This is a genomic window from Xylophilus sp. (assembly GCA_009914555.1).
In the GTDB taxonomy this organism is placed as follows: Bacteria; Pseudomonadota; Gammaproteobacteria; order Burkholderiales; family Burkholderiaceae_C; genus WNDY01.
In genome coordinates this window covers 203,644-215,010 of record WNDY01000002.1, presented here as the reverse complement: position 1 = coordinate 215,010, position 11,367 = coordinate 203,644, and the positions used below count along the sequence as shown (strand labels likewise).

9 protein-coding genes and 2 pseudogenes are annotated in these 11,367 nt (G+C 70.3%); 6 read left to right on the top strand and 5 right to left on the bottom strand.

The annotated features are described in order from the left end of the window. From GAK38_RS02740 to GAK38_RS02730, 3 genes are all read left to right on the top strand, one after another. Window positions 1-286: IS3 family transposase (locus tag GAK38_RS02740; RefSeq protein WP_291783619.1), on the top strand; the 286-nt coding region annotated here is incomplete at its 5' end. A 45-nt stretch (window positions 287-331) separates the two neighbouring features. Then, on the top strand, window positions 332-1,420 hold the full coding sequence (locus GAK38_RS02735; protein WP_325341216.1) for a sulfate/molybdate ABC transporter ATP-binding protein: 1,089 nt from the start codon (window positions 332-334) through the stop codon (window positions 1,418-1,420). 4 nt (window positions 1,421-1,424) lie between these two features. After that, on the top strand, window positions 1,425-1,961 hold the full coding sequence (locus tag GAK38_RS02730; RefSeq protein WP_325341215.1) for a disulfide bond formation protein B: 537 nt from the start codon (window positions 1,425-1,427) through the stop codon (window positions 1,959-1,961). Here the strand turns inward: GAK38_RS02730 and trhO are convergent. From trhO to GAK38_RS02710, 4 genes are read right to left on the bottom strand one after another with little or no spacing between them, the layout of a single operon-like run. Continuing rightward, window positions 1,958-2,950 (bottom strand): oxygen-dependent tRNA uridine(34) hydroxylase TrhO, encoded by a 993-nt coding sequence (gene trhO, locus GAK38_RS02725; protein WP_325341213.1) that lies wholly within the window; start codon window positions 2,948-2,950, stop codon window positions 1,958-1,960. The genes GAK38_RS02730 and trhO overlap by 4 nt on opposite strands. Further along, complete coding sequence (gene argA, locus GAK38_RS02720) at window positions 2,943-4,292, bottom strand: amino-acid N-acetyltransferase (protein WP_325341211.1); 1,350 nt, start codon at window positions 4,290-4,292, stop codon at window positions 2,943-2,945. Before argA ends, trhO begins: the two co-directional genes overlap by 8 nt. 26 nt (window positions 4,293-4,318) lie before the next feature. Continuing rightward, window positions 4,319-4,735, bottom strand: coding sequence for a PIN domain-containing protein (locus tag GAK38_RS02715; RefSeq protein ID WP_325341209.1), 417 nt, complete (start codon window positions 4,733-4,735; stop codon window positions 4,319-4,321). Then, window positions 4,732-5,022, bottom strand: a complete 291-nt coding sequence (locus GAK38_RS02710; protein ID WP_325341207.1) for a DUF6364 family protein — start codon at window positions 5,020-5,022, stop codon at window positions 4,732-4,734. Before GAK38_RS02710 ends, GAK38_RS02715 begins: the two co-directional genes overlap by 4 nt. A 72-nt stretch (window positions 5,023-5,094) precedes the next feature. On the opposite strand from GAK38_RS02710, the gene hrpA reads away from it, so the two are divergent. Then, window positions 5,095-9,069, top strand: a complete 3,975-nt coding sequence (hrpA, locus tag GAK38_RS02705; protein ID WP_325341205.1) for an ATP-dependent RNA helicase HrpA — start codon at window positions 5,095-5,097, stop codon at window positions 9,067-9,069. 2 nt (window positions 9,070-9,071) lie between these two features. On the opposite strand, the pseudogene GAK38_RS02700 reads toward hrpA, so the two are convergent. Continuing rightward, window positions 9,072-10,496, bottom strand: a pseudogene (locus GAK38_RS02700) (MFS transporter). A gap of 95 nt (window positions 10,497-10,591) precedes the next feature. Between GAK38_RS02700 and GAK38_RS02695 the strand changes: the two are divergent. Both GAK38_RS02695 and GAK38_RS02690 read left to right on the top strand, forming a co-directional pair. Continuing rightward, a complete protein-coding gene (locus tag GAK38_RS02695) occupies window positions 10,592-10,750 on the top strand; it encodes a hypothetical protein (protein ID WP_325341203.1) in 159 nt (52 codons plus the stop codon). Window positions 10,751-10,935: 185 nt separating this feature from the next. Continuing rightward, window positions 10,936-11,310: pseudogene (locus tag GAK38_RS02690) on the top strand (MmyB family transcriptional regulator); the annotation flags it as partial. Window positions 11,311-11,367: the final 57 nt, after the last annotated feature.

Sequence of the window (11,367 nt, the reverse complement as noted above, 5' to 3'; positions counted from 1 at the left end):
TGACCGTGGTAGCCAATACTGCTCGCGCGAGCACCGCGCCCTGTTGGAGCAATACGCTTTGATCGCCAGCATGAGTGCCAGAGGCAACTGCTACGACAACGCAGCAATGGAGAGTTGGAACCACAGTCTGAAGGTCGAGGCCATCCATGGTGAACACCTCGCCACACGGGAGCAGGCCAAGGCTCATGTGTTTGACTACATTGAGGTTGACTACAATCGGATCCGGCTGCACTCGACCCTGGGCTACCTCAGCCCAGAGCAGTACGAGCTGGCCAACGTCGCTTAGATAGGTGTCCGTAAATCAGGGGCAAGATCAGAAAGCACCCATCCCATGAGCATCGAGATCCGCAACGTCAGCAAGCAGTTCGGCGACTTTCACGCGCTGCGCAACGTCAATCTGCACGTCGATTCGGGCGAACTCGTCGCGCTGCTCGGCCCCTCGGGCTGCGGCAAGACCACGCTGCTGCGCATCATCGCCGGCCTGGAGACGGCCGACACCGGCAACATCCTGTTCTCGGGCGAGGACACGACCGACGTGCACGTGCGCGAGCGCCAGGTCGGCTTCGTGTTCCAGCACTATGCGCTGTTCCGCCACATGACCGTCTTCGAGAACGTAGCCTTCGGCCTGCGGGTGCGGCCGCGCGGTGTGCGCCCGAGCGAGGACAGGATCAAGCAGAAGGTGCACGAACTGCTCAACCTCGTGCAGCTCGACTGGCTGGCCGACCGCTACCCGGCGCAACTGTCGGGTGGCCAGCGCCAGCGCATCGCCCTGGCCCGTGCGCTGGCGGTGGAGCCCAAGGTGCTGCTGCTCGACGAGCCGTTCGGCGCGCTCGACGCCAAGGTGCGCAAGGAACTGCGCCGCTGGCTGCGCCGCCTGCACGACGAACTGCATGTGACCAGCATCTTCGTGACGCACGACCAGGAGGAGGCGCTCGAGGTGGCCGACCGCGTGGTCGTCATCAACAAGGGCCAGATCGAGCAGGTCGGCTCGCCGCAGGACGTCTGGGACCATCCGGCCAGCCCGTTCGTCTACGGATTCCTCGGCGATGTAAACCTGTTCCACGGCCGCGCGCACGAAGGCGCGGTGCATGTGGAGGGCATCCGCATCGACGCGCCCGAGCACGGCGCGGTGCAGGACGCCAAGGCGCTCACTTACGTGCGCCCCCACGACTTCGACGTGCGGCGCTACGCTGCCGGCACCGAGGGCATCGTCACCACACTGAGCCGGGCCATCGTGGTCGGCCCGGTGGCGCGGCTGGAACTTATTTCCGTCAACGGCGACAAACCGGCGGACAATCCCGCCCAGGAGCACCTGATCGAGGCGCAGATCCCTGCGCAGCAGTTCCGGGAGCTTGGTTTGCGCGAAGGCGAGACGGTGGTGCTCACACCCCGGCGCGCCCGCGTGTTCGTCGAAGGATAGAAAGTTGCCCGCTGCATGGTTCGGACCTCTCGCTAAGTCGCCCCGGCGCATCCTCTCCCTCGTCAGCCTGGCCTGCGTGGCGATGCTGGCCTTCGGGCTGTACCTGCAGCACGTGGTGGGCCTCGAACCCTGCCCGATGTGCATCGTGCAGCGCTATGCGCTGGTCGCGGTGGCTGTCTTCGCCGGCATTGGCGCCGCGCTGCGCGGGCGCGCCGGCCAGGTCGCCACGAGTCTTCTCGTGGCGGTCTTCGCCGCCTTCGGCGCCTTCGTGGCGGCGCGCCAGAGCTGGCTGCAGTGGAATCCGCCGGAATTCGCCACCTGCGGGCGCGACTTCTACGGGATGATCGAATCCTTCCCGCTGCAGCGCGCGATCCCGATGATCTTCCGCGGCAGCGGCGACTGCACCCAGGTCGACTGGACCTTCCTCGGCGGCTCGATCGCCAACTGGTCCTTCCTCTGCTTCGTGATCCTGGGGCTGGCCGCGCTGGTCAGCCTGGCCCAGGCGCTGCGCGGCCGCGTGGCACGGCTGGCCTTTGCTTAGCTCCCTGCGCTGGTCGAAAGGAGAGTATGGGCCGGAGCCGGCCCAGCCCTGCCGGCATCGAGGATATGCTCCCGCCCGTATCTTTCGGCCAGCGCCGTCTGCCGCTCGCGCTCGGCCAGTGACTGGCGGCGTTCCTCGGTCAGTCCGCCGTGGCAGTGGGGACAGCTCACGCCGGACATGAACAGCGGCGAGGCACGCTCCGCCTCGCCCAGCGGCATGCGGCAGTTTCGGCCCAGGGTGTGGCCGGCGGGCCGCAGTCCGTGGCCCACTGACACCCGCTCGTCGAACACGAAGCAGGCTCCCCGCCAGCGGCTCTCCGGCGCCGGCACCGTCTCCAGGTAGTGCAGGATGCCGCCCTGCAGGTGGTAGACCTCGCCGAAGCCGCGCACGCGCAGCAGCGCGGTCGATTTCTCGCAGCGGATGCCGCCGGTGCAGAACATGGCCACGCGCGGTTTGCCTTCCAGCAGGCCCCCAGGCTGCGACTGCGCGTCGAGCCAGGCGGGAAAGTCCGAGAAGCTGCCGGTCCCCGGATCGACCGCGCCCTCGAAGCTGCCGATCGCCACCTCGTAGCGGTTGCGCGTGTCGATCACCACCATGCCGGGCTGGGCGATCAGCGCGTTCCAGTCCTGCGGTGCGACGTAGGTGCCGGCGTGGGCCGCCGCATCCAGGCCCGGCACGCCGAGCGTCACGATCTCGCGCTTGACGCGCACCCGCATGCGGTAGAACGGCATGCGCGGCGCCGCGGCCCAGCGCGGCTGCAGGCCGGCCAGGCGAGGGTCGCTGCGGCCCAGGTGGTCGAGCACGGCCTGGAGGCCGGCCCGCGTGCCCGCGATCGTGCCGTTGATGCCCTCGGGCGCCAGCAGCAGGCCGCGCACGCCGTGGGCGTCGCAGCAGGCCTGGAGCGGCGACTGCAGCGCAGCGCAGTCGGGCAGGGCGGCGAAGCGGTAGAGCGAAGCCGTCAGTACGGGCGGCGCGGATGCATCAGCCAAGCTTCTTGACCAGCACCTGGCTGCGCCGGTCCCAGTTGTACTTGCGCTTGCGGGCCTCGGGCAGCCAGTCCGGGTCCACCGGCTGGAAGCCGCGCTTGAGGAACCAGTGCATGGTCCGCGTGGTCAGCACGAAAATGCTGGAGAGGCCCATGAGGCGGGCGCGCTGCTCGATGCGGCGCAGCACCTTCTCGCCGTCGCCCTGGCCCTGGCTCTGCGGCGAGACGGTGACGGCGGCCATCTCGGCGGTCTTGGCCTCGGGGTAGGGGTAGAGCGCGGCGCAGGCGAAGATCACGCCGTCGTGCTCGATGACGGTGTAGAGATGGGCGTCGCGCTCGATCTCGGTGCGGCTGCGCTTGACCAGCGTGCCGTCCTTCTCGAACGGCTCGATCAGCGTGAGGATGCCGCCCACGTCGTCGCTGGTGGCCTCGCGCACCTCTTCCAGCTTCTCGTCGATCACCATGGTGCCGATGCCGTCGTGCACGTACACCTCCAGCAGCAGCGAGCCGTCGACCGCGAACGGCAGGATGTGGCTGCGCTCCACACCGCCCTTGCAGGCCTTCACGCAGTGCTGCAGGTAGAAGGCGATGTCGCCCGGCTGCTGGGCCGGCGGCAGGCGGGCCAGCAACTTCCCGGCCTGGGCCAGCGGCAGCTCGGTGTCGATCGGGTTGTCCTCGCCGAGCGGCTGGTCCGGGTCGGTCGGTATGCCGGGCACCTCGGTCAGGAAGATCAGCTTGTCGGCCTGCAGCTCGATGGCCACGCTGGTCGCGACTTCTTCCATGGTCAGGTTGAAGGCTTCGCCCGTGGGCGAGAAGCCGAACGGCGAGAGCAGCACCATGGCACCGAAGTCGAGCGATCGGGTGATGCCGGCCACGTCCACCTTGCGCACCAGGCCCGAATGCTGGAAGTCCACGCCGTCGACGATGCCCACCGGCCGCGCGGTGATAAAGTTGCCCGAGATCATGCGAACGGTGGAGCCGGCCATCGGCGTGTTGGGCAGGCCCTGGCTGAACGCGGCCTCGATCTCGTAGCGCAGCTGGCCGGCGGCCTCCTGGGCACTGTCGAGCGCGACCGAGTCGGTGATGCGGATGCCGTGCGAATAGCGCGGCTCATGGCCCTTGGCCCGCAGCTGCTCGTTGACCTGCGGCCGGAAGCCGTGCACCAGCACGACCTTCACGCCCATGCTCTGGATCAGCGCCAGGTCCTGCGCAATGTTCTGCAGCTTGCCGGCCGCGATGGCCTCGCCGGCCACGGCCACGATGAAGGTCTTGCCGCGGTGCGTGTGGATGTACGGCGCGACCGACCGGAACCACGGGACGAAGGTGAAGTTGAAGACGGCGGACATGGCGGGCAGGCGGGGAGGATGCTGGATCAGGCGCTGAAAGGATTTTCCACCACCAGCCGGCCGAAACGGCGGCCGGCCTGGCCATCTTCGGAGAGGAGCACATCGGCGCCCGCGCGCAGTGCGGCTTCGAGGATCAGCGCGTCCCACCAGGACAGCTGGTGCTCCTGCGCGAGCGCGATGGCAGCCTGCACGCTCTGGGCCGTGCTGCCCATGACCTGGAAGGCACACAGGCGCTGCACCTGCGCAGCGGCTTCGCCAGGGGAGAGCGGCGGGCGCAACTTGCGCGTGGTGATGGCATAGAACTCGTGCAACACCTGGGTGGAGAGCGCCACCGTGCCGTCGCGCACCGCGCGCGCGAGGCACGCCAGCGCGCGTTCGCGCCGCACGGGCTCGCTCGCATCGACGGCGTAGACCAGGACGTTGGTATCGAAGAAGAAGATCATGCGCCGCTGCCGCTGCCGCTGCCGCTGCCGCTGCCGCTGTCGGTGGCACCTGGATCGTGCCGGTCGTAGGCGTCTTCGCGCGACCAGCGCGCGCTTTCGCGGTTGGCCTCGCTCTGGCGCGCGGCGGCAATGAAGGCCTGGGCGGCCGCCTGTTGCCCGTCTTCGCCTTGCGCATAGCGGACCAGGAACTCACGCACCTTGGCGCTGACGGAAGTGCCTTCCTGGATCGCGCGAATGCGCGCCTGGCGCACGACATCGTCGTCCACGGAAAGGGTGAGGTTGCTCATGGCGGCTCCTGACAAACGGTACCGGGACAGTGTAACACATATTATGTGCACCTGTGCTACACTGGTTTCCGCATGATCCTTGATTTCCCAGCCCAGCTTCCCGTCTCCGCCCAGCGCCACGAGATCCAGTCCGCCATCGCGGCCCACCAGGTCGTCATCGTCTGCGGCGAGACCGGCTCGGGCAAGACCACGCAGCTGCCGAAGATCGCGCTTGCGATGGGCCGCGGGCAACGGCTGGCGGGCCCCGACGGCCGCGTGCGCGGCCCGCTCATCGGCCACACCCAGCCGCGCCGCATCGCCGCCAGTTCGGTTGCCAAGCGCATCGCCGAGGAGCTGAAGACGCCGCTCGGCGAGGTCGTGGGCTACAAGATCCGCTTCCAGGACCGGCTCACGGCCGGCGCTTCGGTCAAGCTGATGACCGACGGCATCCTGCTGGCGGAGACGCAGACCGACCCACTGCTGAAAGCCTACGACACGCTGATCATCGACGAGGCGCACGAGCGTTCGCTCAACATCGATTTCCTGCTCGGCTACCTGCGTGAGATCCTGCCGCGCCGGCCTGACCTGAAGGTCATCGTCACCTCGGCCACGATCGACGCCGAGCGCTTCGCCGAACATTTCCGCAGCACCAAGGGCCACGCGCCGGTACTCTACGTCTCCGGCCGCACCTTCCCCGTCGAGCAGCGCTACCGCCCGTTCGAGGAGTCGCGCGACTACGGCCTGAACAAAGCCATCGCCGACGCGGTCGACGAACTCTGGGCCGGCAACGCGGCAGGCGACATTCTCGTCTTCCTGCCCGGCGAGCGCGAGATCCGCGAGGCCGCCGACCACCTGCGCGGCCACCTCGCACACCAGCCGCTGCTGCGCTCGGCGGAGGTGCTGCCGCTGTTCGCGCGGCTGTCGCAGGTCGAGCAGGACCGCATCTTCGACGGCCACACCGGGCGGCGCATCGTGCTCGCGACCAACGTGGCCGAGACCTCGCTGACCGTGCCTGGCATCCGCTACGTGGTCGATGCCGGTACCGCCCGCGTCAAGCGCTACAGCTTGCGCAGCAAGGTCGAGCAGCTGCTGGTCGAGCCGGTCAGCCAGGCCGCGGCCAACCAGCGCGCCGGCCGCTGCGGCCGCGTGGCCCACGGCATCTGCATCCGGCTCTACGACGAGAAGGATTTCGAGATCCGCCCGCGCTTCACCGACCCGGAGATCCTGCGCTCGTCGCTGGCCGGCGTGATCCTGCGCATGAAGTCGCTGCACCTCGGCGACGTGGCGCGCTTTCCGTTTCTCGAAGCGCCCTCGGGCCGTGCCATTGCCGACGGTTACCAGCTGCTGGCCGAGCTCGGCGCGGTGGACGAGGCCAACGAGCTGACCGAGGTCGGCCGCCAGCTCGCGCGCCTGCCGCTCGATCCGCGCATCGGCCGCATGATCCTCGCGGGCCGCGAGCGCGGCGCGCTGGAGGAGGTCATCGTCATCGCCAGTGCGCTCAGCGTGCAGGACGTGCGCGACCGCCCGCTCGAAGCCCAGCAGCAGGCCGACCAGGCCCATGCCAAGTTCGACGACGACAAGAGCGAGTTCAGCGGCTACCTGCGGCTGTGGAAATGGCTGCACGACGCGCGCGGCGGCGCACCCGTGGCCCGCACGCGGCGCGAGATGGGGGCGCAGGAGGCGCAGCCGGCTGCGCCGCGCAACCTGGCTGCGCTGCCGATCGCGCAGCGCTCGGCCGCCGCGCAGGCGCCGGTCGTCGCGCCGGTGCTGCCGCAGGCGCCCACCCACAAGCTCAGCAACCGCCAGTACGAGCAGCTGCTGCGCCAGAACTTCATCAGCATCCGCCGTGTGCGCGAATGGCGCGACATCCACAGCCAGCTCACCACCGTGGTCAACGAGCAGAAGTGGGTGTTCAACCGCCAGAGCGCGGGGTATGAAGACCTGCACAAGGCGCTGCTGGCCGGCCTGCTCGGCAACATCGGCTTCAGGCCCGAGGACGAGGACATCTACCTTGGCGCGCGCGGCATCAAGTTCCACCGCCATCCGGGCGCGCACCTGTCGAAGAAGCCGGGCCGCTGGGTGGTCGCGGCCGAACTGGTCGAGACTTCGCGCCTCTATGGCCGGGGCATGGCCACCATCGAGCCGCAGTGGCTCGAAGAAGTCGGCGCGCACCTGCTGAAAAAGCAGCTGCTCGACCCGCACTGGGAGAAGCGCGGCGCCGAAGTCGTCGCGCTGGAGCGCGCCACGCTCTACGGCCTCGTCGTCTACAACAACCGCCGCCGCCCCTTCGGCCGCATCGACCCGGCCGGCGCGCGCGAGATCTTCCTGCGCGAGGCGCTGGTGGGCGATGCGTGGGACACCAAGCTGCCCTTCCTCGCGGCCAACCGCAGGACCATCCGCCAGGTCGAGGAGCTGGAGCACAAGTCGCGCCGGCAGGACGTGCTGGTGGACGATGCCTTCATCTACGCCTTCTACGACAAGCAGGTGCCCGAGACGATTGCCTCCGGCCGCGAGTTCGAGCAGTGGTACCGCGAGGCGTCCAGGGCCAACCCGGACCTGCTGGTGCTCACGCGCGACGCGCTCATGCGCCACGAGGCCGCGGGCATCACCGGCAATGCGTTCCCGCGCACGATCAAGCTCGGCGGCGTGGACTGCAGTGCCGCGTATCTGCATGCGCCGGGCGATCCGAAGGACGGCGTGAGCGTCACCGTGCCGATCTTCGTGCTCAACCAGGCGAGCGAGGAGCGGGTCGACTGGCTGGTGCCCGGCATGCTCAAGGACAAGATCCAGGCGCTGCTCAAGAGCCTGCCGCAGAAGCCGCGCGCCCGCCTCGTGCCGCTGCCCGAAAGCGCCGCGCGCATGGCCGAGCGTCTGAACGCGCCCGAGTTGTACGCAAAAGGCCCGCTGATCGACGCGCTGATCCAGGAGGTGAAGGCGGCCACGCAGCTCGACGTCAAGCGCACCGACTTCAAGCTCGACATGCTGCCACCGCACCTGTTCATGCACCTGCGCGTGGTGGACGAGCACGGCCGCCAGCTCGGCGCGGGGCGCAGCCTCGCGGGGCTCAAGGCCGAACTCGGCGCCAAGGCGCGGGGCGCGTTCCAGGCGCTCGCAGGGCTGAAGATCGAGGCTGCCGTCCAGGCCGCACCGGCGCCGCAGCCGCCGTCCGCCAAACCGAATGCCGTGGAGTATGCTTCTACAGCGCAGGATGCAAAAGGGCTGCAAAAATATACTGCATGGAGTTTTGGTGAACTGCTCGAACTCATGGAGATCCGCAAGGGCGGCCAGACGCTGGTCGGCTTCCCGGCGCTGATCGACGCGGGCGACGCCGTCGCCATCGAGGTCTTCGACGAGCCCGAGGCTGCCGCCGCGCGCCACCGCGCCGGGCTGCGCCGGCTGTTCGCGCTGCAGATCCGCGACGCGCTGAAGTACCTGGAGAAGAACATCCCCGACCTGCAGAAGATGGCCGTGGCCTACATGCCGCTGGGCACGCAGGAGGAGCTGCGCGCGCAGATCATCGACGTGGCCATCGACCGTGCCTTCCTCGGCGCACCGCTGCCCACCGACGAGGCCGCGTTCAAGCGCCGCATCGACGAAGGCCGCGCGCGCCTGACGCTAATCGCCAACGAGGTCGCGCGGCTCGCGCTCACGGTGCTGACCGACTACGCCGCCGCGGTGCGCAAGATCAAGGACACGCGCAACCACCCCGACGCCACGGCCGACGCGCAGCAGCAGCTGCAGCGCCTCGTGCCGAAGAACTTCCTCGCCGCCACGCCGTGGAGCGCGCTGCAGCACCTGCCGCGCTACCTCAAGGCCATCGTGCTGCGCCTGGACAAGCTGCGCGCCGACCCGGCCCGCGATGCCGCGCGGCTGGCCGAGCTGCGGCAGCAGGAGCAGCGCTACTGGCGCCTCGTGGCCGAGCGCAAGGGCGCCGTGGACGAGCGCATGCAGGAGTTCCGCTGGCTGCTCGAGGAACTGCGCGTGAGCTTCTACGCGCAGGAGCTGCGCACGCCGCAGCCGGTGAGCGTCAAGCGGCTCGACAAGACCTGGGCGCAGCTCGTGGCCTGAGGTCAGCGCTTCGCGCCGGCCAGCCGCACCAGCAGCCCGGCCGCCAGCACCGCCGCCGCGAGGTTGCAGAGCATGCCGGCCACGAAGGCGCCCGCGTACGCGGCTGCGCCGCTGCCGTCCCGCAGCGCCGCCTGGAACAGCGCGCCCACCACGGCCACGCCCAGCGCCGCGCCGACCTGCTGCACCGTCGAGACCACGCCCGCGGCCATGCCCGCCCGCGCCTCCTCCACGAAGCCCAGCACCAGGTTGAGCAGCGGCGTCATGACCAGCCCCTGGCCCGCGCCGACCAGCACCAGCGCCGGCACCAGCCGCGGCGGCCGCAGCCCTGCGCCGGCCGCGTGCACCTGCGCGACCAGCAGCGCCACCGACGCCGCATAGGCCAGCGCCCCCGCCGCGATGGCCGGCGTGCCTCAGCGCGCGGTCAGCCGCGGCGCGGCCAGCGAGGCGGCGATGAAGCCGACACTGCACGGCGCGAACAGGCCGCCCGCGGCGAACGGGTCGCGCCCGAAGCCGCTCTGCACCAGCAGCGCGAAGCACAGGAAGAACGAACTGGAGGTCGAATAGACCAGCAGCACCAGCATCGCGCCCAGCGCGAAGCGGCGCTGGCCGAACAGGCGCATGTCCACCAGCGGCTCGCGCCCCGCGGCCCGCTGCCGCTCCTGCTGGCGCACGAAGGCCGCCAGCAGCACCGCGGCCGCGCCCAGCGCGGCGAGGCTCCAGGCCGGCCAGCCGCGGCCCGGGCCCTCGATCAGCGCCACCAGCAGCAGCGCCAGCCCCGCGCTCACCAGCGCCACGCCGGCGCCGTCCAGCCCCGGGCGCCGCGGCGTGCGCGACTCGGGCACCCAGCGCGCGGCCGCCGCCATCGCGCACAGGCCCACCGGCACGTTGACGAGAAAGATCGTGCGCCAGCCCCAGCCGAACAGGTCCGCATGCACCAGCCAGCCGCCGAGCACCTGCCCCGCGATCGCCGCCAGCCCCAGCGCCATGCCGAGCAGGCCGAAGGCGCGGCGGCCGTCGTCGCCGTCGAAATGGACCCGGATGGACGCATAGACCTGCGGGAACAGCAGCGCCGCCGCCAGCCCCTGCAGCACGCGCGCGCCGATCAGCGCGGCGGTATCGGGCGCCAGCCCGCAGAGCGCCGAGGCCAGCGTGAAGGCACCCATGCCGGCGACGAACAGCCGCCGCCGGCCGAAGCGGTCGCCCAGCCGCCCGCCGGTGATCAGCAGCATGCCGAAGGCCAGTTCGTAGCCCGCGACGATGAAGCCGACCTGCGCCAGCCCGGCGCCGAGCCGCGCCTGGATGTCGGGGATCGCCACGTTGACCACGAACAGGTCGAAGATCGTCACGAAGCCGCCCAGCAGCAGGACGAAGAGGCCGCGCCAGGGCGCGGCGGAGGGACGGGGGAGGGCGGCGGTGCAGGCGGTCATGCGGTCTCCGGCAATGGAAAGCCTGCATTCTGGGAACCCATGCAGGCCATGACAATTTGTCCACTTATGCTGTTACTCCGCGCAATCGCATCCGGATGAGCCGTCTCGCACGCAGCCGTGAGGAACTGGCGGCGTTCCTGCGGGCGCGCCGCGAGCGCCTGGCCCCGGCCGAGGTCGGCCTGCCCAGCGCCGGGCGCCGGCGCACGCCGGGGCTGCGGCGCGAGGAGGTGGCCGCGCTCGCCGCGTGGGGCTGAGCTGGTACACGTGGCTGGAGCAGGGCCGCGCGATCGGCGTCTCGGCCGCCTTCCTCGACAGCCTCGCGCGCGTGCTGCGGCTCGACGCCGCGGAACGCCGCCACCTCTACCTGCTGGCGCACGAGCGCCCGCCGGCCGAGCCCGGCAGGACGTGGTGCCAAGTGCCCGCGCCGGTCCTGCGGCTCATGCACGAACTGCCGCATGCCGCCTACGTGATCAACCTGCGCTGGGACGTGCTGGCCTTCAACGACGCGGCCGACCGCCTCTTCGGCTTTGCCGCCCATGCGCCCGCGCGGCGCAACCTGCTGTGGCTGCTGTTCACCAGTCCGCTGCTGCGCGAGCGCTTCGCCGGCTGGGAGACGCAGGCGCCGGCGATGCTGCCGGGCTTCCGCATCGACTTCGGCCGCGCGCAGCAGGCGCCGGACATGCAGGAGCTGGTGGACGAACTGGAGAAGGTCTCGCCCGAGTTCCGCGCGGCGTGGCGCCGGCACGAGGTGCGCGACGGCTGCCAGGGCATGCGCACCCTGGTCGTGGACGGCGAGGCCGCCGCCTTCGACCACACCTCGCTGACCATCGACGCCGACCGGCACCTGCGGCTGGCCGTGTATGCGCGGCAG